Source organism: Planktothricoides raciborskii GIHE-MW2 (assembly GCF_040564635.1).
GTDB lineage: Bacteria > Cyanobacteriota > Cyanobacteriia > Cyanobacteriales > Laspinemataceae > Planktothricoides > Planktothricoides raciborskii.
Window position 1 is genome coordinate 515001 of sequence record NZ_CP159837.1, and the last position, 23755, is coordinate 538755.

21 protein-coding genes and 3 pseudogenes (1 of these 24 running past the window's edge) are annotated in these 23755 nt (G+C 43.9%); 11 read left to right on the forward strand and 13 right to left on the reverse strand.

The annotated features are described in order from the left end of the window. Together ABWT76_RS02030 and ABWT76_RS02035 are read left to right on the forward strand one after the other, a co-directional pair. Positions 1-337: the 3' portion of a hypothetical protein gene (locus ABWT76_RS02030; protein WP_354635567.1), read on the forward strand. Its footprint begins 35 nt before the window's first position; 337 of the gene's 372 nt are visible here — the last part of the coding sequence; its start codon lies off the left edge, out of view; it ends in the stop codon at positions 335-337. Positions 338-369: 32 nt separating this feature from the next. Then, on the forward strand, positions 370-1101 hold the full coding sequence (locus ABWT76_RS02035) for a hypothetical protein (protein ID WP_354635568.1): 732 nt from the start codon (positions 370-372) through the stop codon (positions 1099-1101). A gap of 147 nt (positions 1102-1248) precedes the next feature. Here ABWT76_RS02035 and ABWT76_RS02040 read toward each other — a convergent pair whose 3' ends face one another. Beyond that, positions 1249-1437 carry a hypothetical protein gene (locus ABWT76_RS02040; protein ID WP_354635569.1) on the reverse strand — a complete coding sequence of 63 codons (189 nt, stop codon included), beginning with the start codon at positions 1435-1437 and terminating at the stop codon, positions 1249-1251. Positions 1438-1638: 201 nt separating this feature from the next. On the opposite strand from ABWT76_RS02040, the pseudogene ABWT76_RS02045 reads away from it, so the two are divergent. Continuing rightward, positions 1639-2482: pseudogene (locus ABWT76_RS02045) on the forward strand (IS630 family transposase). A gap of 181 nt (positions 2483-2663) precedes the next feature. On the opposite strand, the gene ABWT76_RS02050 reads toward ABWT76_RS02045, so the two are convergent. From ABWT76_RS02050 to ABWT76_RS02065, 4 genes and pseudogenes are all read right to left on the reverse strand, one after another. Next, the gene (locus ABWT76_RS02050) at positions 2664-3431 is read right to left on the reverse strand and encodes a DUF1822 family protein (RefSeq protein WP_354635570.1); all 768 of its coding nucleotides are present in this window, start codon (positions 3429-3431) and stop codon (positions 2664-2666) included. A 15-nt stretch (positions 3432-3446) separates the two neighbouring features. Next, on the reverse strand, positions 3447-4088 hold the full coding sequence (locus tag ABWT76_RS02055; RefSeq protein ID WP_354635571.1) for a sigma-70 family RNA polymerase sigma factor: 642 nt from the start codon (positions 4086-4088) through the stop codon (positions 3447-3449). A 368-nt stretch (positions 4089-4456) separates the two neighbouring features. Then, positions 4457-4804: pseudogene (locus ABWT76_RS02060) on the reverse strand (transposase). A 73-nt stretch (positions 4805-4877) separates the two neighbouring features. Next, the gene (locus ABWT76_RS02065) at positions 4878-5015 is read right to left on the reverse strand and encodes a hypothetical protein (protein ID WP_156332123.1); all 138 of its coding nucleotides are present in this window, start codon (positions 5013-5015) and stop codon (positions 4878-4880) included. Positions 5016-6068: 1053 nt separating this feature from the next. Here ABWT76_RS02065 and ABWT76_RS02070 point away from each other — a divergent pair. Both ABWT76_RS02070 and ABWT76_RS02075 read left to right on the forward strand, forming a co-directional pair. Further along, complete coding sequence (locus ABWT76_RS02070; protein WP_054470200.1) at positions 6069-6908, forward strand: CHAT domain-containing protein; 840 nt, start codon at positions 6069-6071, stop codon at positions 6906-6908. Between the two features lie 435 nt (positions 6909-7343). Further along, entirely contained in the window at positions 7344-7508 is a 165-nt protein-coding gene (locus tag ABWT76_RS02075; protein ID WP_156332122.1) for a hypothetical protein, read from the forward strand. Positions 7509-7730: 222 nt separating this feature from the next. Here the strand turns inward: ABWT76_RS02075 and ABWT76_RS02080 are convergent. Beyond that, a pseudogene (locus ABWT76_RS02080) lies at positions 7731-8611 on the reverse strand (IS630 family transposase). Positions 8612-8829: 218 nt separating this feature from the next. Here ABWT76_RS02080 and ABWT76_RS02085 point away from each other — a divergent pair. The 3 genes from ABWT76_RS02085 to ABWT76_RS02095 are packed head-to-tail and all read left to right on the forward strand — an operon-like array spanning position 8830 to position 10275. Then, positions 8830-9183, forward strand: coding sequence for a hypothetical protein (locus ABWT76_RS02085; RefSeq protein WP_354635572.1), 354 nt, complete (start codon positions 8830-8832; stop codon positions 9181-9183). A gap of 36 nt (positions 9184-9219) precedes the next feature. Continuing rightward, positions 9220-9870 carry a hypothetical protein gene (locus ABWT76_RS02090; protein ID WP_354635573.1) on the forward strand — a complete coding sequence of 217 codons (651 nt, stop codon included), beginning with the start codon at positions 9220-9222 and terminating at the stop codon, positions 9868-9870. A 12-nt stretch (positions 9871-9882) separates the two neighbouring features. Beyond that, positions 9883-10275 carry a hypothetical protein gene (locus ABWT76_RS02095; protein ID WP_354635574.1) on the forward strand — a complete coding sequence of 131 codons (393 nt, stop codon included), beginning with the start codon at positions 9883-9885 and terminating at the stop codon, positions 10273-10275. Between the two features lie 374 nt (positions 10276-10649). Here ABWT76_RS02095 and ABWT76_RS02100 read toward each other — a convergent pair whose 3' ends face one another. From ABWT76_RS02100 to tig, 4 genes are all read right to left on the reverse strand, one after another. Next, positions 10650-11513: an alpha/beta fold hydrolase gene (locus tag ABWT76_RS02100; RefSeq protein ID WP_054469733.1), complete on the reverse strand. Its 864-nt coding sequence runs from the start codon at positions 11511-11513 to the stop codon at positions 10650-10652. A gap of 178 nt (positions 11514-11691) precedes the next feature. Beyond that, entirely contained in the window at positions 11692-13032 is a 1341-nt protein-coding gene (gene clpX / locus ABWT76_RS02105; RefSeq protein ID WP_054469732.1) for an ATP-dependent protease ATP-binding subunit ClpX, read from the reverse strand. Positions 13033-13094: 62 nt separating this feature from the next. Continuing rightward, positions 13095-13829 carry an ATP-dependent Clp endopeptidase proteolytic subunit ClpP gene (gene clpP, locus ABWT76_RS02110; protein ID WP_082349086.1) on the reverse strand — a complete coding sequence of 245 codons (735 nt, stop codon included), beginning with the start codon at positions 13827-13829 and terminating at the stop codon, positions 13095-13097. Between the two features lie 726 nt (positions 13830-14555). Further along, the gene (tig, locus tag ABWT76_RS02115; RefSeq protein ID WP_054469730.1) at positions 14556-15971 is read right to left on the reverse strand and encodes a trigger factor; all 1416 of its coding nucleotides are present in this window, start codon (positions 15969-15971) and stop codon (positions 14556-14558) included. 1163 nt (positions 15972-17134) lie between these two features. Between tig and ABWT76_RS02120 the strand changes: the two genes are divergently transcribed. From ABWT76_RS02120 to ABWT76_RS02130, 3 genes are all read left to right on the forward strand, one after another. Then, complete coding sequence (locus ABWT76_RS02120) at positions 17135-18157, forward strand: aspartate-semialdehyde dehydrogenase (RefSeq protein ID WP_054469729.1); 1023 nt, start codon at positions 17135-17137, stop codon at positions 18155-18157. 247 nt (positions 18158-18404) lie between these two features. Continuing rightward, positions 18405-19289: a 4-hydroxy-tetrahydrodipicolinate synthase gene (gene dapA, locus ABWT76_RS02125; RefSeq protein WP_054469737.1), complete on the forward strand. Its 885-nt coding sequence runs from the start codon at positions 18405-18407 to the stop codon at positions 19287-19289. Between the two features lie 279 nt (positions 19290-19568). Next, positions 19569-21341: a ribonuclease J gene (locus ABWT76_RS02130; RefSeq protein WP_054469728.1), complete on the forward strand. Its 1773-nt coding sequence runs from the start codon at positions 19569-19571 to the stop codon at positions 21339-21341. Positions 21342-21450: 109 nt separating this feature from the next. Here ABWT76_RS02130 and ABWT76_RS02135 read toward each other — a convergent pair whose 3' ends face one another. The 3 genes from ABWT76_RS02135 to ABWT76_RS02145 form a co-directional block, all read right to left on the reverse strand. Beyond that, positions 21451-22203, reverse strand: coding sequence for a M50 family metallopeptidase (locus ABWT76_RS02135; RefSeq protein WP_354635575.1), 753 nt, complete (start codon positions 22201-22203; stop codon positions 21451-21453). A gap of 266 nt (positions 22204-22469) precedes the next feature. Next, positions 22470-22652, reverse strand: a complete 183-nt coding sequence (locus ABWT76_RS02140) for a hypothetical protein (protein ID WP_054469726.1) — start codon at positions 22650-22652, stop codon at positions 22470-22472. Between the two features lie 176 nt (positions 22653-22828). After that, the gene (locus tag ABWT76_RS02145; protein WP_054469725.1) at positions 22829-23593 is read right to left on the reverse strand and encodes a pentapeptide repeat-containing protein; all 765 of its coding nucleotides are present in this window, start codon (positions 23591-23593) and stop codon (positions 22829-22831) included. Positions 23594-23755: the final 162 nt, after the last annotated feature.

Here is a 23755-nt window from a genome sequence, read left to right on the forward strand (position 1 = left end):
CCACGAAACTACCGTTCGAGACCAAGCACAGTATGCCGAGGGAGATATCAACAACTATGCCCCAGAGCAGCGACAAACCCTAGCCGAGGCTGCCGCCGAAATTCAGCGGCTACTGGAGCAGTTGGACAAAACCTACCCTACCAATACAGTGGCGGGACAAATGCAGGCGGCGCAGGAAGCAATCAAACAAATCGATAGTAATATGCCCCTAGCAGACCGCATCCTCAGTGCCGTTAGGGTAGGAGGTACGGAAGCCCTAAAACAAACCCTAAACCACCCAGCGGCCACTTTCGTACTGGCCCTGCTGGATGACTGGCAAAAGACCAAGGGAAGCTAAGAGCAGATAAGCTGAAATAGGAGTCACGCCCAATGCCGGAGCAGCAAGAACCAAGCCGAGAAATAGAGGCTGGAAGAGACTATCGCGAAACTAGCGTTAGTGACAGTGCCTCTTATGCCGAACGAGACTTATTCAATGCGAATGTTGTTAATGTTTTTAACATCATTCCCGATGGAGCGAGCCGACAAAAAATTCTGAAACTTTTAAGCAATCCCATGACCCCGGTTTCTTCAAGCAGAGAGGAATTGGAGAAATTGATTGAGGGGTCACATCTAACATTTGATGAGGCTGAACGCAAGTTAATTCAAAAAATAATTGAAAGCAGCGAATTTGAATCCATCACAAATCGAATCAAAAGCTATCAGTTTCTAGCGCAATATTTAGGGGACAAGGAACACAGAGAATGGTTGGCAGAATTCATGGCTTATGGCTGTCGCCAGCAACTTATTGATATTGGTGCTTTGAAGAATTTACACGAAAATCGAGAGATTTTCGTAAAATGGTTGTGTTATTGTCTAAAATGGGTTCAGGCTTACTGTAGTAGGTTAAAACCAGGGCTGATTAACGACACAATTCGAGTTAAGTTGCAGAAGTATCCGCCAGAAATTTTCAATCAAGCATTTGCGGTACTAGAATTTTATATAACAGTTAACTCTATCAAGACAAATCAACCAGAATTAACCAGCAATAGTGGTGAATTATCCATTTTAAAACAATCCGCGAAACTTCTAAAAAAAGAAATCTATGGTGATTTTACTAATTAACCCGCTGAAAATCACCATATAGCAGTTACCATATTCAAGCAAGTAGCGTGAGAGGAGAGATTCACGGTATAATTAATTATTCTTGCTTCAATTTGTTGTAGGGAAATGATGAATTTGAACCATTCCAGATTTGGCAATGAAAAAAGATCATTTAGTTTTTGGTTCTGGAATTTCTGGATCATCTGGGTCAACTTCATATGAATAATTTTTTTGATATTTTTCAACTAGATCAATTAAAAATGTGAATGCTTCATGAATTTCAGAGTTTAGTCCGAACAATTCTCGCCATTCTTTTGACTGATCAATTATAGTTTGAAGTAAATCTTCGTCAAACATATTGGTATCCTTTGTTGTTTTTTTCGGTTATTTAAGGATTCGATGTCCCGGAAATTATTCAGGATATTATCTAGTAAAAGAAAATCAGAGTGCATTTATGATTGATTGGGATCCTTCTAATTGGTATAGTAATTTCACATAAGAGTGATAAATAAGCTAGATGTGCTAAAATCAAGAAAAATCCTGAAGGGGGAAACGAAAATGGCTTATAGTATCGACTTGAGAAAACGAGTAGTAGATTACATAGAGAATGGGGGAAGCATAAAACAAGCCTCGGTGCTGTTTCAAGTAGGGAGCGCAACTATTTATAGATGGTTACGTCGTCAAGACTTGACACCAAGTAAAAACCCGACGGCAAAAATTGGATTTGGCAGCGCTGGAAAAAGATGTTTAAGAAAATCCGTCAGCTAGATTGCTCGACAGAGCGAAAAAGTTCGGGGTGAGGCCAAGTACCATTCACTACGCTTTAAAAAAACTGAAGATTAGACGAAAGAAAAAAGAATTTCGCTATGGAGAAAGAAACCGAGAAGAACGCATGAAATATTACAGATTGTTGAGAGAGTTCATCAAAAAATTGGGCAGCGAAAACCTTGTGTTTATTGATGAATCAGGATTTGAAGCGGAGCCTAACTGTGTTTATGGCTGGGCAAAAAAAGGAAAAAAAGTCTGGGGTGAAAGAACCGGAAAAAGGGGGAAGAGAGTAAACTTAATTGCCGCCAGAAAAAAAGGGGGGAAAACCTTAATTGCCCCGATGCTTTTAACAGGAAGTACACAGGCTTCAGTTTTTGAGCAATGGTTATCTATATATTTATTGCCGGAACTTAATCAGCCTTCAATATTAATTATGGATCACGCCTCAATTCATCGAAAAAAAGTGATTAAATAAATAGTATAAGCGGCTGGACATCAAGTAGTTTTTCTCCCGAAATACTCCCCAGATTTAAATGACATAGAGCATGATTTTAGCGCTTTAAAGAAAGCTATAATGTACGCGCCTCCTGGTACATCTATCGATGAAATTATTCGGAATTATTGCGCCTCCTAGTTTATCAGTCTTATTTGAAATTACTATACTTGCCACAGTAACAACAGTACGGACCATGCTTTTCTAGCAATTGCTCTCTTTTCCGGCACCGTTCCTGCCATCGCATTTTTTTGGCCATATATGTAACATCTCCGGTCTTTGCAAGGGGTTGTTACATATACGTCAGGGGTTTGAAAAAAAATTACACAGATTCTCCCCAAATTTCTGCCAATTTTTCTAACAGACTCTCTGCCAAGTCCTCTAATTCGCCATCGCCATCGTCGATTTCTTCGCGATCGAACCCGCCACCGGCATCACTTCCGGCTAATACCTCTCCACCGGCAGACCGCCACTCGTATTCTTCACGAGTTCGGTAGATGCGCTCTAATTCGGCGACAATCTCTGAGAGCGATCGCATTTCCAACAAGCAGCGCACCTGCACTGCCACCGGATCGTCCCCTTCGAGAAAGGCGACCCCATCCTCTAAACGACCGATATAATCTAAAAACTCATCGAGCGATCGCAACTCGGCCACTTCCACCCGTTCCAATGGCTCCTCAGAAGGCGGCATAAATCCCAACAACGTTGCCTCCCGAAATGATTCCTCTATTCGCACCACCATATAACCAATGCGATCGAACCAAACCTCTGGCGGAATGGTGCAACTTTGTTCTCCCGGTAAAATAAAACGGCATTCTAAACGCCCCAAACCAGTCACCACTAAATCGGCTACATCGTCACACAGACGCATCACCGGATTCCAACTATCACCGGCACTTAATTCTGTGGGAATATCCATGAGTTCCAAGTAGTCATTGACCACCCATACCGCCAAAGTATTTAACCGGACTCGCTCCGTCTTTTCAGGACTCGGATGCTGTAAAGCAAACTGCTCTGCTGTGCGTCGCGCTGCCTGAGTCACCGGCATTCGCTGAGATTGTTCTTCTATATCTTGCGTGGCGTAAACCATAATTTATCCCTCCTTTTATAGATATCCCTGAGATTCGCCAAATTTACGCAAACGAGGTTGGCACTTGCGCTGATAAAACATACTCAGAGTCGAAACTTTTACCCCAAATTCTGCTGATAGTTCTTCCCACTTGGTTTCTGGGGGCAAGCGCCGCAGAATTAACAGTTGCGCCGTTATTTCTGGATGATTTTTAATGTGAGTCTGGCGCAACTCCCCATCGGCGTCTGTTTCCGCCCAAGTTCTCACCTCTTCTTCTATTGGCGGAATATCGGCAGGCGCTGCAAGAGTATCCACGGGGTCTATAGCTTCATCTGACCCCGAAATCTCACCAAAAGCCCTCGTCGCTTTTTCTTCAGCGGCTTCGATGCGGCAATCTTGCAGCCGTCGCTTCAGATATCCATTCAGCCAAGTTGTGACACTGCTGCGATCGGGGTTATACTTCTGCCCCGTATCCGCTTCACAAATATTTTTGGAGAAATACAGCCAGGTTTGTTGCTCCGCATCCTCATAATCAGGAATATTTTCCCGCCACAGCTTGCCGGAATTCTTAATTAACCGAATTATTTTGTTTAAACCTCGCCTGCGTTGGCGGCTTTTAGGCGGATGCTTGCAGGTTTCCTCCACCAGCAAGCGTAATTGCTCATCGAGTCCATGCATAAAGTGATTTACCCTGGGGCGAGATTGTCCATTTCCGGACAATTATTCCACAGGATCAAGCCGCAAAACCCTTGCTGGGACAAAGCCTCCCGTTTTCCATCTTTTGCCTTCACCGCCCACATCTATCTGTCAGGGCAATCTGGAAATTTTACACAAAACACCAGAAAAAAATTGGCCAATCCACCCGGCGAAATGGGGGACACCGGCTTTTTCAGGTAAAACTGATGGGGGATCTGAATTCCAGGGGTTATAACATAGATAATAGACAAGAGTGCCCATACTGATCTCGATCCCCCCAACTCCCCTTAAAAAGGGGCTTTTTGGAATTTTGCACTCTTGTCTAATTATAGCAGTTCGCGCAGGCGTTGCTACAAATAGTCAAATACTGCATCTCTCGCCTTATGGAGATTAAAATCATAATGGGGAAGCTCTTTTTTGATCGCGTTTTTGATTTTTTGCCACCAATGCTCAATGGGATTTAATTCAGGAGAATATTTTGGTAAAAATAGTAATTCACAACCCGCCTTCTCAATTAATTCTCTGACTTTATTTCATTGATGAAACCGGGCATTACCCATAATTATGACTTGACCTTTTTTGAGATTAGGTAATAAGACTTTTTCTAGCCAACTCTCAATTACCTGAGATGTACAATATCCTTGATACACCATTGGTGCAAAAAACTCTTTTTGACATAAAGCCCCAATTATGCTGATACGTTTCGATCACTTACCAGGCTTTTTGCTATAATATCTTGATCCTTTTTAATTCCAGCCATATTTATAAATTTCATTCCGCATTAATCCCGCTTTCATCCATGTAAATCAATTGTTCTGGTTCAGATGAGGCGATTTTTTCCAAAAATGCCTTTCTCTCTAATTCATCTCTTTCTTGATAACCATAAGTTTTTTTTCGAGTATATCCCAATTTTTTTAGTTTCCTACTAATTGTATTGTGACTGAGTCCTCCCCACATCTGATCTAATTCCTTTTGGCTTTTATCTTCATTGTTATCAATAAAATTTTTAAATTTGTCCCAGGCTGTAATTTTTGATGGGTGGGGCGGTGGCACTGACTGAATCGGTTGCGTTTACCCATTTAATTCCCACTGTTTTTTCCATCGATAGTCCAACGGCTAATCGATAACATTCGACTGACTTGACTGACTGAATAGCCTTATTCTAATAAATTTAAGGCTCTAATTCGTAAATATTGACTGACTATAAGCTTTTGCCATTTTTTTGCTTGATTCTGTTTCTTTATGTTACTGGATGTGATTGATTATACACTTGATATTCTGAAGGTTTGTATGTCACAAAACCATCGCGAACTGCTATATTGCTAAACTTCCAAGGTTTATTTGGGCACTTGGACGTAGCGCCCAAAGAACTTGTATGAATGGTACGGGTCGATAGGGAAATCACTTTCCCTACCTCCCATTCAGAACGGAGCGTGCCATTTTCACGGCACTCCGCTCCTGGCTGCACACGCTGTACCAGGCTCCTACTCCGGCGACTCGCGTCATCCGTTTTGGCACAACTTACCTTTCACCCTCTTTTTATCTCAAACCTACCCATAAAGGTGGCACTTAGCATATAAAGGGTTACTTTGTTGGGTTGAATTTGCAGCCGTCTCCCGTCTGCATATACTAGGAATTATCCTATCGGTTTCTGCATTTATTCCCCCTCCACGCTTTGCCGGTTTCTCCCCCAGCCTCTCGGAAAAAGCCGGGAGAAGAAAGCGTATATCTCAGCGACTGCTTCCCCCAAGGGATTCGCTATGCCCCCAGCCGTCAGATTTTGCAGATATCTTTATTCGAGACCCCTGGCAACGGGGCAGAGGAGATGAGGGGCAGAGGGGCAGAGGGGATGAGGAGGGGATGAGGAGGGGATGAGGAGCAGAGGAGATTAAGGGATGAGGGGCAGAGGAGCAGAGGAGCCCGCCGTCGGCAGAGGGGATAAGGGGATGAGGGGCAGAGGAGATGAGGAGAAAAATATCTCCCCTGCTCCCCCGCACCCCCGCACCCCCGCACCCCCGCTCCTCGGCAGTCGAAACAGCATCTCTGTTTGCGATTCAAAACCCGACAAAAGATTTAAATTATACCGATATAGAAGTAGAGGCAATTCAAAATTTCTTTAATCAACCTACGGTATTAAAACAAGAAGCGGCGAATAAAACCGCATTCAACCAAGCAGTTGCAGAATTAAAACAGACGGGTTTTGCCCATTTCTCTTGTCACGGCTATTTTAAGTTTGCCAATCCCCGGATTTCGGGACTGATTCTCGCAGATGCTAAACTGCCGGAAACCGCTGTTACGGAACCAGAAAAGCCCCGAATTCGATCGCGTCGCGGTGAGTTTAACCCCGATGAATGCTTGACTTTGCCGGAAATTTTTAATCTGCGGTTGCCGCAATGTCGTCTGGTTGCCCTGTCTGCCTGCGAAACCGGCATCACGGATATTAGCACTAAGACCGATGAATATATCAGTATCCTAGCGGGGTTTTTCTTTGCCGGTGCCCGCAATGTGTTGGGGACTTTATGGGCAGTGAATGACCTATCCACAGCGGTTTTTATGATTCGCTTTTATGAAACTCTTCTGGGAGAAAACCAGCCCCCGGTCGCTTTGGCTTTGAAGCAAACCCAGGAGTGGATGCGGTCAAAAACCGTGGCGGATTTGTTAAATTGGGTTAATGGCTGTGCGTTGATTAATCAGCAACAACGGCAGGAAATGAGTAATCATTTAACCGGATGGCATGAACTTACAGAAACTCCGTGGCGATCTCCTTATTATTGGGCAGGATTTTGCGCCGTTGGCCAGTAAATTATGCTACAGTAAAATATGCTTTAGCATCATTACAAATAGAAGAATAAAGCAACGACAATGGATTGCGATCGATATTGGTAGCCATGATGATTATGATATGTTTACAGCGGTTTTCTGCCCTTCCTTGTAAACCACACCCGTCGGGGATTAAAATCCCCGACTGTAGGGGTCAACGGCAGTTGACCCCTACAGTCGGTTAAAACCGACTAATCATGCTTGGTAGGGGTCAACGGCTGTTGACCCCTACAGAATTTTAGTCGGTTTTAACCGACTTGCGCTGTTAGCCAGGGAATTAATTCCCCGGCGGTTAATTGACAGGCGATTAATTCCCTGGCGGTTAATTGGCGGTTAATGTGGTTTATTAATTTAAAAACCTCTGTATGCCATAACAGTATTGATAAATTTGTCATCTAATTGTCATCCAAGGAAAATATGAAATCAGAGGAAATCATCGCCAATTTTTTGCAAGTTTGGGAAAATAAACCCAATTTGTTTCTAGTTTCGGACGTAGAGACAGATTTAGACCGTCTTAGCCAAAAAATTACCTCATTACCCGATCCAAGTAATGCCGAATTGGTTGCGAAAGAGATTCAATAGTGGTGCAAAAAAATCCCATTATTCGATATTTAGTCTATGTTTATAATAAAAAAAATAAGCCGAAAAAAACTTAGGTAAAAGGCGTAGATAATCTCCTGGATAATCCCTTTACGGAATTGTCGAAAGTGTTGCAGGAAATTGTTAAACAATCTCAGGATAATGGTTAATTCATGGGAATGCTCGACAGGAGAAATTATAGCAGTCGCCAGTCCAGTTAGGACACTAGACGCAAGCTAAGTGAAGAACATTTTCTATGGCATCTCGTAAGGTATCAAAATTTTTAAGTTGGTGTCGAATGCGACTTTTGAGCCAAGACCAACATTGTTCAATTTTATTGAAGTCCGGAGAATAGGGGGGCAGATACCAAACTTCACATCCAGCTTCCTCTACCATCTGCTCAATACGTCCCCCTTTATGAAAAGTTGCATGATCAATGATCAATTTCTGTCCCGGTTTCAAATTAGGGATCAGACAGGTTGAGAGCCACAGTTCAAATACGTTTCGATTACAGGCTCCTTCTACAGTAAAAGGAGCCAATAATTCTCCATTACGCAAAGCGGCAATCATATTGAAAAAGCCCTTGTCGTCGTCCTGACTTAAGAGCATAGAGTCGTTCTCCTTGTAGACTGTAGCCATAGCTGTAATCGTCGCGACTATCCATACCAGCTTCATCTGCATAAACAATATCGGATGGTTTGACTGATTCTAGCTTCTTGACAAACTCCGCCCGTTTTTCCAAAGGAACGCTCTCGGTATCCATAAGTTTTTTTTTGCGGGTGAAGCCGATTTTTTTGAGTCCCCTACTGATGGTTCTTTCACTAATTTCACCGTCCCATAATTCAGCCAGATGAGCTTGGGTTAATGAGCGCATTCTCTTCAACAAAAGCTCGAAACTTATCCCAGTCCGTTATGCTATGACTATGCCCCGGGGGTCTGTATGTCTTAGCATGGAAGTCTCCAGTTTCTTCTTTACCCTTGAGCCACAGATCGATCGTATTACGGCTAATTCCAAACAGTTTACTGGCTTCACTCTTCTTCATCCCGTTGATTTCAATGGCCTCTATGACCTTTTTCCGTAAGTCGTAGCTGTAAGAATTAGACATGGGTAGATTTATCTCGAATTTTGGCAACTTCTTTTATTCTACGTCCTAACTGGACTGGCGACTGCTATAAAACCAGAATTAAAACCAGAATTAAATTCACATTCTATTCTGTGTTTTCTGTGTCCTTTGTGTCTTTCTGGTAAAAATTTTTTGTCACCACAAAGACACAAAGAAGACGAAGGGAAACCATTTTTTATTCTTACTAATAGTAATTTTATATGAATCCTCAACCAAACTCCACAGCCGATCGCATTTTTGCTCCCAATGTCTATGTATTTGCTTATGCCCTAATTGATGGCAGCGAAAATCAGCCTCATACTCATTCCCTTTGGGAATATGGCGACGAGATTATTGGGAATTTTACCGATAAAAAAATTACAGATAACCTAGATTTTAGCCATGATTCAAAGAATAAGTCCAGTAGCGATCGCCTTTACTTAATTGCCGAAGATGCCCTATCTTTTACCAGTACCAGCGAAAAGTATCCCGGTATCGAAGGATTTGCCCAACCCCAAAAAATCAAAGATAGTTATGCCCTGTGGCTGAATATCGGCTATTCTGATGAAAATTAAGCTGCGGAACCTGTCCCGGTAGAGTCCCTAAAACAATTGAATCCAAATCATGTCTTAAGTCTGCCACAAGCTGAGGAATTTTCCGGGCAATTTGTCGGGCAAACTTTGCTAATTACCGCTTGGTTAACTACCAAAACCCAACAACGAGATCGGGACTATCTCCGCAGAGTTGCTGACCAATGTTGTCAAAGTCTCTTGGGAGAATATGCCCCGCAATGCGATCGCGAAGGGGAATTATTTGCTAGTCCGATTTTTGCCTACAGTAAACCGACTCAACGGGATAAATATCCTCATGTTTTAGTTTGGCTATTCCGGGATGAAAAAGCCGATCGCCAATATAATTACTATCAACAGGAATTAATTGCTTTATTCCTCTATCGCAGCAAAATTATTAAAGCCTTCCAGAATAGTCGTTTGGTTTATGACTGCCTAGATCGAGCATATCGCAATCTTGAAAATAGCTTAGATCGGTTGCAAACAGACCTGAATTGTCCGCACGATGTAGTCACGAATGACGACGATCTGGAAAAGTTTAAAACCCAGTTAAAAACTTTTGCCACCGAGTCTCTACCCTACACCCGATTTCTGCGAAAAATGGAGGATTTCCACAATACAATTGAGATAAATATTCACAATTATAATCAGATAATTGATCAAATTTGTGCTAACATAGAATATGATGGATAAAATCTATCTTTTTTGCGGGATTTTGGTCAAGAAACCGCCCCGCTATTTCTGCGCCAAATTAAAGCGGACTTAGGCTATTTTCAACATGGGACGGATTTGATTAATACCGCGATCGCCTCGATTCGGGGCATTGTGGAAATTGACCAGACAGAAGGCGATCGCCACCGGGAAAAAACCGAAAAAGAGGGTAGACAAGAACAAGAAAAAGATAACCAAAAACTCCAAGACCTGATTCAATCGGTGGGGGTGGGGATTGCGGCGGGTGCGATCGTGGCTTCCTCCTCTGGGTTAATCACCCAACCTTGGTATTTCCCCAACGGCAAAAAAGTCGAATTGTCTCTACTTCCCCATCCTTTTATGATTGCCTTGGTTTTGAGTTCTCTATGTGCTTTAGGAGCGTGGTAGATTGCCACAATAGTAATTAGTAATCGGCAGGAAAAGAGTTAGAAAACCACAGAAAAAAGGTGGCTTCAGGAAATAACTCATAGAAAAATTATAGGTATTTTATAGGTATTTTATAGGTTTGTTTAGCGATAATCATCAAATAAACAGCTTATATTTAATCTTTTCTTAGCAACTTATAACCCCATAAATAATACCAATTTCACAAATTATTGCTACAATTACGAAATCGTTCCCCGGCTGGAAAGAGCTTTCCCCTGCTGGAACCTGGGAAAGAGGGCTAAACGAGGGCTATTGTAGGGGCGCTAAGGAAAAGCGCCCCTAGATAATTGTGTTAATCTTAATTGAAACAACTATACTACTGGGGCTGAATAATGTTAAATTCCCAAAAAATTTAACACTTGTTGAATATAAGTGGGAAAGTCCTCCAACATTGGAAAATGAGCCGTGCCTGGAATTTCGACATACTGGACTAAATGGTTAAGTGCTGCTGCTTTGCGAGCCCCTGCCGCTGGAATGATTTGATCGTATTCTCCGGCTACCAATAAGACGGGTACTTTTAGGCGGGCAAACTCTTGTGGCATTACTTCCGTGGCTTTCTTACTAACTGAGGTAAAAATTGTCCCCAAGGCAGCCTCGTAATCTGCCATTAAATAATCTTCTAAAAATGCTCGACTCATCTGTCCAGAAACTGGACGATGCAGAAATCGGGCAATAAATAGCCGATGCATTAATGGAATTTGCTTGAGCCAACTAGGACGAAATTTGACTACTTGCGCCCCCCATTTATGAAAGGCGGTAAATGCTTTTTCGTCGTACTCAAAAATGCCGTTACAAGTTAGAATAGCTTTTTCTATTCGGTGAGGATAGCGGTTAAGAAATAGGGTGGCAATGGAAGCCCCCATCGAATGAGCATTGATGTAAATTGGCTGTGGCAATTCTAGGAGATCCAAAAGCTGATTTAAGTCTTCGGCATAGATTTCCAGTTCATAGTTTGAGTTGTTGTAAGAGGCTGTACTCGATACCGAGGAATCAGGTGATAACCGGGAACGGCCAAATCCTCGCATATCGTAGAGTAAACAATCAAAGCGATCGGCTAAAGCGGCGGCGGTACTTTGCCAATAACGTGCGGATCCTCCCCATCCGTGCAAAAACACCATGATCGGTTTTGAGGTGGAAGAGGAGGGCGATCGCACCCATTCATAATAATGATCGACCCCTTGAACTTTGATATAGGGCATTTTGACTCGTCCGGGCAAAGTTCTAAACTACGTGGTTAAATTGTTAAAAGGAATAGACCTCTGGCAAAATTGTAAAAAGCCCCCCTAGATCCCCCCTTAATCCCGCGATCCAAGGGGGATTAAGGGGGGACTTTTTAGGTTGGGAAAGCATTCTGATCTATTGTCCACAAAGGGGAATCTAGGCAGATTCTGGTTTCGGTAGGGATGAGGGATGGAGGAGCAGTTCTGCGGTTGAGCGTTTTTCCACCATTTCCCCAGTAATAGCACAACGGGTTACATCCTTGCGGGAAGGTAATTCATACATCACATCGAGCATCAATTCTTCCACAATGCCCCGCAAAGCGCGCGCCCCAGTCTTGCGCCGGTATGCTTCCCGTGCGATCGCCCGAATCGCATCGGGCTTAAACTCTAACTGCACATTATCCATGTGGAGTAGCTTTTGATACTGTTTCACCAGTGCATTCTTAGGCTGAGTCAAGATATTGGTCAGGGCTTCTTCATCCAGGGGGTCTAAAGTGGCTACCACCGGAATTCGACCAATAAACTCTGGAATCATACCAAACTTCACCAAGTCATCTGGCTCCACTTCTTTCATCATATCTGCGGTGCGTTGGTCTCTGGAATTATTATCGCCCGGTTGCACAAAGCCCATAGATTTTTTACCCATGCGACGTTCCACCACTTTTTCCAGACCGACAAACGCACCCCCGCAGATAAACAGAATATTGCTGGTATCGATCTGGATGCAATCTTGATAGGGGTGTTTGCGTCCACCTTGAGGGGGGACATTGGCGATCGTACCTTCTAACATTTTCAGCAATGCTTGCTGAACCCCTTCTCCAGATACATCTCTGGTAATTGATGGATTTTCGCTTTTGCGAGCCACTTTATCGATTTCATCGATATAGATAATGCCTCGCTGTGCTTCTTCCACATCTAGATCAGCAACCTGGAGCAATCGCAACAAGATATTTTCGACATCTTCTCCCACATACCCGGCTTCCGTCAGAGTCGTGGCATCGGCGACGGCAAAAGGAACATCGAGAATTTTGGCTAAAGTTTCCGCTAACAGAGTCTTGCCACACCCGGTTGGGCCAATTAGCAAAATATTAGACTTATGGAGTTCCACTATATCATCCGACGACATTTTCCCACTGGCCTTTGCTTGTAAAAAACTTAGGCGCTTGTAGTGGTTATAAACCGCCACGGACAATACTTTTTTTGCGGCATCTTGACCAATCACGTGATCGTCAAGATATTTTTTCAGTTCTCTGGGCTTAGGAATCTGACTCAATGAGAGATTTGTAGCGCGAGAGCGGCGTTTTTGTGACGGTTCCGATCGCGGAACCGGCTGGGGGGCTGCTGCGCTGGAGTCAAATAGCTCCTCATCCAAAATCTCATTACACAAGTCTACACATTCATCGCAAATATAGACTCCCGGACCGGCAATCAATTTGCGAACCTGCTCCTGAGACTTACCACAAAAGGAACATTTCAGATGGGAGTCGTACTTAGACATAGACGGCCTCTTACTTGCAGTGCGCGTGGATCCTCACCGTTTGGCAAGACCCAATGGAAAAATTATTTAGAAATTACCTGGTCAATCAGACCATAATTTTTTGCCTCTTCTGCGGACATGAAAAAATCACGTTCCGTATCGGCGGCGATCTTATCGAGAGGCTGATCGGTATGTTCAGCCAGTAATCGATTCAATGTATTTTTATGATATAAAATTTCTTTGGCTTGAATTTCAATATCCACAGCTTGTCCCTGGGCTCCGCCAAGAGGCTGATGAATCATAATTCGGGAACTGGGTAAAGACATTCTTTTGCCCTTGGTTCCAGCACTTAAAAGAAATGCGCCCATACTTGCGGCCAAACCATAACAAATCGTGACCACATCGGGTCGAATTTGTTGCATGGTGTCATAAATCGCCATGCCTGCGGTGACGGATCCGCCCGGAGAGTTGATATAAAGCTGAATGTCTTTTTCGGGATCTTCTGACTCTAAGAATAGCAGTTGAGCCACCAAGGAATCAGCGACGTTATCATCCACAGGTGTACCGAGAAAAACAATCCGTTCTCGTAATAAGCGAGAGTAGAGATCAAAAGCTCGCTCTCCCATACCCGATTGTTCTACCACCATAGGGATGACATTTCTCGCCGGTAAACCAGAATTGAGGGAATTTTGGCGATCGCTGCCAGAATTTTGCTCTGCTAGTCCGGCAGTTGCCATGACGATTTCTGGGTAGTTTGAGTGGATTTCCAAAGAGAATGAACTAGAAATTGGATGATGACTGGACTGAGATTGAAGCATAATTTTTTTAGAATTTGTCTGAAAACTATCGAAGTCTTAAAATCTCAGAGTAGCAAATTTCTGGGGTGACTATTGAGTTTTTCCCGGCATTTATTGATTGGATCTGCTCAGAGTGAACACAAAGCTGTTTTTATATTCTCACTGTTACAGACCGATCGCTGGATGGAGTCAGTCACACCAGTATTTTTTACAGGTGGATGCTCAAAGCTGATGAATCATAAATCAGTATATGTAATCAACCTCTAAGTTTGTTGGCAAAATAGAATAACGCTCAATAAATCCAGGCGATAGGATAACCCTGGTCAGAGATTAGTTGGCAATTATTTTTTGCCTCAAAGCGATCGCGATCGGGTCGGGGGATCTTAAAACCTTAGTCAGTGGATCAGATTAGACAGTTACTAGGTGGTCGGATCACCATAGAACATAACCCTGTTGTGAGTTTTGCTTCACTGGTTATGGGAAAACGGTTGAGCTTCTACTATCGAGATGCCACCATTGTTCCGATGTTCCGATTGTAAAACAAAAAACATCTTCTTGCCCGGACATCAGTCTTCTTGATATATATTATGCCCTAGATCCCCAAAGAATGAGGGGAATCAGGAGAAAATTACTCATTCTTGGATCAACTAGGGCAATAACCGAGTCAAGGCGATCGCTCACGGGGAACCGCAACGTTTAAGAGGGCGCTTCCGTCAGGCATCCCTAATGTTTGGCTCTGACCACAGGCTATTCTGTCGGTTCGGAGTTTTCTTCTGGGACGGACTCAGGGTTTAGGTCGGATTTAGGCTCAGAGTCTTCTAGGTCACTTTCATCAGCAACCGAAGCTAAAGTTCCTGGTGGGACTAGCTCAATTTTTCCATGTTCTGCCAGAAAATCGAGAGATTTTTCTTGGATCAGTTCAGCCTGAACCAATTCTTTCAATCTCTCCAGATCCACATCTGCGGACAATTGAGGTGTCAGTTCAGCGATACGCTTTTCCACCGCCTCTGGTGCGACTTCCAGAGATTCCATCTCAATGACTTTTTTCAGCCCTAAAACCAATTTCAGTTTTTCGATCGCCTCTGGACGAGAACGTTCCCGCAACTGGGGCAGATTGTCTTTCGTGTACAACTGTTTCACATCCATCCCATAACGTTCCAACTGGATGGCGGCTTGCATCAAAACATTATCGACTTCTTGGGAAATCATTGTTTCGGGCAGTTCAACTTCCACCTTTTCCAATAGTGCAGTCTTCAGGGCTGCATGGGTATTGGCTCTGGTTTGTGCTTCTGCTCTGGCTTGAAAATCTTTTTCCAGAGATTCTCTTAACTCCGCAAAAGTCTCAAATTCGCTCACCGCTTTGGCAAAATCATCATCCAGTGCGGGTAACTCTTTTTCTTTCAGTTCTTTGATGGTGATGGTAAATTTAGCGGCTTTTCCGGCTAACTCTGTATTGGCATATTCCGGTGGGAAATCTACAGAAATTTCCTTAGTTTCTCCCACATTCATCCCCACGATCCCTTCCACAAAGCCTTGAATAAATCGACCTGGGGTAATTTCTATTTGATAATTTTCTGCTTGACCCCCTGGGATTTCTGGGGATTGCCCTTCAGGGGGTGCCACCAACTCTCCGGCATAATCAACCACAGCAACATCACCGAATTGAACGGCGCGTCCTTCCACTGGGATTAAAGTCGCTTCTGCCTGGCGTTTTTCTTCTAAAAACTGATCGACTTGTTCTGGATTATATGGGATTTCTTCAGCCTTCACCTCCAAGCCCTTGTAATCGCTCACTTTCACCTCTGGGGGTACATCGACGGATGCCGAAAAGGTGAGCGCTTGCCCGGGTTCAAACTGGTTAAGTAGCTTGTCAAAGCTGGAACGCAGTTGATAATTCCCGATCGCCTCAATTTGTTCTTGCTTGATGGCTTTTTCCAGACAATTTTGAATCAATTCTTCGACTGCCGCTGCTTTAATGCGGCTGGTGCCCAACCGTTGCAACAACACAGTACGGGGGACTTTTCCTTTCCGAAATCCCGGAATATTCGCAGAACGACTAAATTCCCGAATCACCTTTTCATAAGATTCTTGGGATAATTCCGGGGGAATTTCAATTTCCAGACCAATTTGACTGGAGGGAAGCTTTTCCTGGGTGACTTTCATCGGCTATACATTGGGACAATAAACATTCGGACAGAGATTAAAGATATTTCCCCACCCCTTGAATGACTTGTTTTTGGGGAGGGAAAATTTGCTCAAGGCACCTTGAGGGACAGTGCAAGGGGTCAGGACGGAGAAATTGTTAAGTTTAACAGCAAACAATTTAAATGTCTCTATACTTGAGGATCAATGGCCAAGCATTTTTGCTCGAATCGAGGCATCAGCAAAACCGAGGGGTTATTTCCTTCTCTGCTTGGGAAAGCGAGTTGGCAACCTGTTTGGTGATTCTTGGCTGATCGTTCTTACCCCTCATAGATGCCGGAGCGACATTGGGGCGAACCACACTTGCTCCGCCATCTATCTAGTCAAGAAAGGATGCCTGCAATTCTTGCACTGGCGCTCTATGGGTCAACAGACTGCTGTTGACGTGAGTTAGTCTTGACGCAATTATTGATCCTAGCGGATTTTGCACCAATCAGCTTATATATTAAGGATCTGTATAGAAATTCCCCCCACCATAATCGGTCAATTTGTCTCTGTAATCCTGAGCTTTGAGTGGTTTGGGCTACCGGATCTAACGGATTAATTTCCGGCTTGCGGGTGCTGCCTTTCCGGGAGGGCAGGGGCGATCGCCTGAATTGTGTCGTTCTATTGTGTGGTGCTTTGGGGGTTCAACGCCCAAGTATGTAAAAGAGATCCTGATCGGCACGGAATCGAATTGTTTGTGTGATAATGTAACCACATAAATAATGATCGACATCATCTAGGATTTTTCTCTAAAGTGAGGTACAACGCTTTGCTTTTGTCGAACGACCCTTAAGGCTTCGCCTTTAAATTTCCAGAGCAGATTGCCTAAACCCAGCCAATGTGTAATTTAACAGAGCAACAAAAATACAAAAGATTGTAATCCTATGATACCTAGTATATTGTGAACTTATGCTGATTTCTGTAAATACGCTACCATTGCCACAAATATCACAAATATAAAGAAAATATATCAATCAATGTCAATCAAGAGCGTATTAGGATGAAAATGATAGTCATTATATAATTCTCATCGCATCATGGGGATTTCCCGATATCTTATGAGATAAATTTATCAAAAAAAAAATTAAAATTAATTACTTTTAACAATCATCCGAACGAATAACTAGGAGGAAATAGACTTGTCCAAATCATATCGAGTCGCCATTTTAGGCGCTACAGGTGCAGTTGGCGCAGAGTTGCTAGAATTACTCGCCGAGCGGGAATTTCCGTTGGCGGATTTGAAACTTTTGGCTTCCCCTCGTTCAGCGGGCAAAACCCTGGCCTTTAAAGGAGAGGAGTTGCCCGTGGTGGCGGTGGCAGAAGATTCATTTAATCATGTGGATCTGGTATTAGCCTCAGCGGGAGGTTCCACTTCTAAAGTGTGGGCACCGAAAGCGGTGGAAGCGGGAGCCGTCGTGATTGATAACTCCAGTGCCTTTCGCATGGATCCCAATGTGCCTTTGGTGGTGCCAGAGGTGAACCCAGAGGCGGCGGCCATGCACCAAGGAATTATTGCCAACCCCAACTGCACGACGATTTTGATGACGGTAGCTATTTGGCCGTTGCATCAGGTGCAGCCAATTCAGCGGATCGTCGTGGCTACTTATCAATCCGCCAGTGGTGCTGGGGCGCGGGCAATGGAAGAGGTGAAAGCTCAGGCGATCGCCATTTTGCAAGGAGAAACCCCCAAAACCGAAGCATTTCCTTATCCTTTAGCCTTTAATTTATTCCCGCATAATTCTTCCCTCAACGATGTGGGATATTGTGAGGAAGAAATGAAAATGGTGAAAGAAACTCGCAAGATATTTAACGCTCCGGATCTCAAAGTCACGGCGACTTGTGTGCGAGTTCCTGTATTGCGGGCTCACTCAGAAGCGATTAACTTAGAATTTAAAGAACCTTTTAGTGTCACAAAGGTCAGAGAAATTTTGGCCAACTCTCCTGGGGTGAAGTTGGTGGAAGATTGGGAAGCGAATTATTTCCCTATGCCCATCGATGCCACCGGACAGGATCCGGTGTTGGTGGGTCGAATTCGTCAAGATATTTCTCATCCTTGTGGTTTAGAAATGTGGATCTGTGGCGATCAAATTCGTAAGGGGGCAGCTTTAAATGCGGTCCAAATTGCGGAGTTATTAGCCGCCAAAGATTTAATTAAACTTTAATTAAACCGACAGCCACTTTCGGGTGACTGCTTAATTTGAGAGGCCAAACGGATTAGTTTAACTGATTATAGGCAAGAGAAATTTGCCAAAATTTCCCTTGCTTTGATGAGTACGGCGAATCTATGACCATTATGCCATCAGCGCCAGTGATTGCCGATTCAATAAAGTGCCGATTCAACCATGAAGTGCTGATGGATGATGGCAGGCTCAATTAGATGACAAATAATAAGGAGTGCAAGAAGTCAGTGTGGTAAATTTTGGACGTGTTTTCACCGCGATGATTACGCCGTTTAAAGCCAACGGTGATGTGAATTATGATGTGGCTGAAAAATTAGCGGTTTATTTGGCAGAAAATGGCACCGATACGGTGTTGGTATGCGGCACCACAGGGGAGTCTCCGACTTTAACTCGGGCAGAAGAATTTGAATTATTTCGCGTGGTTAAAAATGCTGTAGCAGGAAAAGCTAAGGTTCTGGTGGGTACTGGGTCAAACTCCACTCGTGAGGCGATCTCGGCCACTGAAGAAGCGGCTAAACTGGGAATTGACGGGTCTTTGCAAGTGGTTCCTTATTACAATAAACCCCCACAAGAAGGACTCTATCAGCATTTTGCGGCGGTGGCGGCTGCTTGTCCCGAACTGCCCTTAATTCTGTACAACATTCCGGGAAGAACGGGTCAAAATATGACCCCAGAAACCGTGGCTCGTTTAGCAGAAATTCCTAATATTGTGGGGATTAAAGAAGCTAGTGGGAATTTGGATCAAGCAAGTCAAATTCGCCGCTTAACTTCCCCGGAATTTGCGATTTATTCAGGAGATGATTCTCTCACTTTGCCCCTGATGTCCATTGGGGGGAAAGGGGTTATTAGTGTAGCGGCTCATCTCGTGGGCAACCAATTACAAGAGATGGTGCAAGCTTTTGAAAAGGGTGAAGTTCAACGCGCTGCGGAAATTGATCGAACTCTATATCCATTGTTTAAAACGTTATTTTTGACGACGAATCCCATTCCGGTAAAAATGGCTTTAAAACTCCAAGGCTGGGATGTGGGTTCGACTCGTTTACCTTTGTGCGATCCGCCAGAGGAAATTACCCAAAAATTAGCCGCAGTGATGAAGGAACTGAATCTACTTTAGCTATGTTTTAGCTATGTTTTAGCTATGTTTTAGCTATGTTGTAGTTATGTTGTAGCTATGTTGTAGCTATGTTGTAGCTATGTTGTAGCTATGTTGTAGCTATGGACAATTCTGGACAATATTAACTGGACAATATTAAATAGCTGTCTAAAGTGTTTAGAAGATATGAAGTCTGACGGCTGAGGCTCAGGCTTCATGTTTCCTTATTGATACTTTTCTAATGAACATCTATTTACCTTTTTTCTGAAATTTCTGAAAAACCTAGAAACCTAATTAAAAATGAGTAAGAACAATAACTCAAGTGCCGCCCTAAAAATTATACCTTTAGGCGGACTTCATGAAATTGGCAAGAATACTTGCGTCTTTGAGTACAAAGATGAAATTATTTTGTTAGATGCCGGTTTAGCGTTTCCTACGGATGGGATGCACGGCGTTAACATTGTTTTACCCGATATGACTTATTTGCGAGAAAATCGCCATAAGATCAAGGGGATGATTGTGACTCACGGCCATGAGGATCATATTGGGGGGATTGCTTTTCATTTAAAGCAATTTGATATTCCGGTGATCTATGGGCCACGATTGGCGATGAGTTTGTTAGAAGGAAAATTAGAAGAAGCCGGGGTGAGCGATCGCACTGAGTTGCGATCTATTCGACCCCGGGATATTGTCCGCATTGGCAAATCTTTCTTAGTTGAATATATCCGCAATACCCACTCAATTGTGGATAGTTTTACGGTGGCGATTCATACCCCATTGGGCGTGGTGATTCATACGGGTGACTTTAAAATCGATCACACCCCCGTAGATGGTCAACCGTTTGATTTGCAAAAATTGGCGGAACATGGGGAAAAGGGTGTGCTTTGTTTAATTAGTGATTCAACTAACGCCGAAGTTCCGGGCTTTACTCCGTCGGAAAGTTCCGTTTATCCGAATTTAGACCGAATTTTTGCTCAAGCTGCGGGACGGTTATTAGTCACTACTTTTGCTTCCTCGGTACACCGATTGAATATTGTTTTGCAGTTAGCCCAGAAGCATGGTCGGACTGTCTCGGTGGTGGGGCGATCGATGTTAAATGTGATTGCCCATGCCCGGAATTTGGGATATATCAAATGTGAAGATAGTCTATTTCAACCTTTGCATGGGATTCGGAATTTACCGGATCATCAGGTGTTGATTTTAACCACCGGATCTCAAGGAGAACCGATGTCAGCCTTAAATCGCATCGCCAACGGCGAACACCGCAAAATCAAAATTCGTTCTGGGGATACGGTGGTCTTTTCGGCCAACCCCATTCCCGGTAATACGATCGCGGTGGTTAATACCATTGATAAACTGATGCAGCAAGGTGCGAACGTGATTTATGGCCGAGATAAAGGAATTCACGTTTCTGGTCACGGCTGTCAGGAAGACCAGAAGTTAATGATTGCCCTGACTCGTCCGAAATTTTTCTTGCCGGTGCATGGGGAATATCGGATGCTGGTTAAGCACGCACAAACTGCGCAAAGTATGGGGATTCCCCCAGAAAATATGGTGATTATCAACAATGGCGATGTGGTGGAACTGACGGAAGATTCTATTGGCATTGTTGATAAAGTCCCTTCGGGAATTGAACTGGTGGATTCTTCCCGTGTGGGTGTGGTCAAAGATAATGTGCTCAAGGAACGGCAACAGTTAGCGGAAGATGGTGTAGTGACTGTGGCAGCGGCGATCGGCTGGAATGGATCCTTGGTTGCTCAACCGGAGGTTCATTTGCGCGGGGTCGTTTCTTCCCTGGAACATTCTCATCTTCAGGTTTGGGTACAAGACAAGATTGAAGAACTTCTGAGCAGTCACTGGAGTGATTTTGCCGAATCTTTTGATGATGGCAATGTGGACGTTGACTGGGAAGGTCTGCGGGTTCAGGTGGAACGAGAACTGGTTCGCCAATTGCGTCGCAAATTCCAAAGTAATCCTTTGTTGGTGTTCTTGATGCAAACTCCCCAAGAACCTCCGGTGAAAACGACAACCGGACGGCGCCGTACCCGCAGTGCGGCGAAAGTGGCTTCTTAGTCTTTCTGACTAGCTTGCATTAGTAGCAAAAGTAGTAGGGTGGGCAAAAACATTTGCCCACCCTACATTGATTTTTATTGAAATGTTTTTCCCCACCCTACATTTATCTTTATTGACGATAGGCAATTCGCAGGCTTTGAACTAAGAGAAGAAATGATGTGGCGGCGATTAAACTGCCCCAAAACCAATAAGGTAATAAGAGTTGTTCGGCGATTTGACCTGTGTCAGAAAGCATATTTCGACCGCCAATGGTGACGCTATGAGTAAATAAGTAGTCAAGTTGATGGAAGGTACTGATACAGGCTTGTGTACCGAGGAATTGAATGGCAAATCCTTGTAACCATTTGGGGCTTTTCAGGGCAATGATAAGGATGGTGATTCCGAGTAAAGAAATGGCGATGATGCCAAATAGCGATCGCACCCATAAAAATACGGAAAGGAGAAGTATTCCCCCTAAAAATATCAGACTATAATGGGCGTGCCGAAATTTCCTACTAGCGATAATAAACAATGCTCCAGCAATGGGCGGCCCCATGAGTCCAGCGGCAGCAACTAAAGCCCGACCAATTGGGCCTAGAAATAATTTTCCGCTATGTTGAGCTAGTCCACTGCCGTTCTGGTAGAGGACTAATTTTTGAAAGTTCCCTCCGAGTATAATTGCGGCTAAACCATGCCCCATTTCGTGAAACCATGTGGCTAAAATTGTGAAGGGGTATAAAATATAATTCCCCCAGGGAAATTGCCATAATACGACTGTGGTGATCGCGGCAATAATTAACCAACTTAAGCCCATTTTTTCTACGGTATTTGGTGATATGCTTTTTCCAGAAACTGGGTCTGGGATATCCGAGAATTTTTTCATTGAAGATACCTAATCACTGTATTTCGTTTAATATCTTTATTTTAATCAATTATTCTAATCAATACCCAAAAAAACACGCCCTGATTTTTCTGGAGCAACACCACGACTAAACAGCGATTAAACAGGGACTAAACAGCGAGCGGTTCTAATATATGGATTATAATATAATCTTAGGACAACAAACAACCAACAGAAACCAATAGGGAACAACCCACCGGGAATGGTAAACAAACAACAAAGAACCAACAACCAATAACAAATCAACCCTAATTTTGAGTATTTTCACTGATTGTCGGTGCGGACTCTAGTTGTAAGGTACTGATTAGGGTTGGTTGGGTGGTATTTTGTGCCGCTCGCTGGTTGAAATTGCTTTGAGATGTAGAGTTGACTGATAAAAATAAATGTAAAGATAACGTGATGGTGGCGGCGAGTAATAGTTTTCTGAGCATATTTGTGATCCTTCCTGGTATAGTCAACAATGGGATTGCCTATATCTGTATAATCAAGGATTTTTGAGCCACCGTGGGCGATCGCTATCTCTGAAAATGGTGATATATTCAGAGAAGTTTTGTGACGGCGATCGCCGATGGTTTGAGTTGACAATGGATATGGGTGCCAAAATGCGCTAAAACATCAACTGGAGAATACTTAAACCCAGAGAAGTAATGGTCTGGAGGACATTGCTCCCGCCCTGTTTGGGGGGATTTTCCACCAATTCAATCTGAGCTAATAACTGTTGGCTGGTTTCAAAGGCTTGGACGTTATTTTGCGCGGCAAATAATTGGGAGGCGATTTCTGCATCTGCCCGGGCTGGTTGGGTTTTGCCCATTTGTAATTGCACAATGCTTCGAGCTAAATAAGCGGGGGCAAACTCCTCATTAAGTGCCAAAGCTTGGTTAAAAAAGTCAATGGCTTTGGGCAGGTTGTTTTGTTGGGCAGCAGTAACGCCCCAGTTATAAACATCTTCAACTTTTAAGAACGCTGCTGGGGTGCCAATCGCCCCCTGTAAGTTGGCCCCGTTTAACTGAGCATCGGTTAAATCCGCGTCTGCTAGGTAAGCCCCTCGGAGATCCGCGCCTCGGAGATCCGCGCCTTTAAAATTGGCGCCACTGAGATCGGCGCCGAAAAAAGAGGTGCCTCGGAGATCGGCGCCGCTAAAGTCCGCATAACTTAAGATGGCTCGACTGAGGTTGGCACGAGTTAAAATGGCTTGGCTGAGGTTGGCGTTGGGTAAGTTGGCCATGACCAAACCGGCCCCACTGAGATCGCAGCCAGGACATTGTTTGGTGGAAAGGAGTTGGCGGGTGTGCTGAAAGTTTTCGGCGGTGGCGACGGGAGCGAAACAAAGGGTACTGAGTACCGCTAGGGGGATGATATTTGTTATCTTCATAAGACCTGCCATCAGTATCAGCGATAGGTTGATTTAGTAGGGGTATATTTTCAAATTATAGTGATCGCAATAGCGATCACACTTCCAGGGCTAACCGATTTGCACCGATTTGCTAGAATTGGTGGCAATTTGCGTGTGCGGTAGCAATCCGCTTTTGGAAAA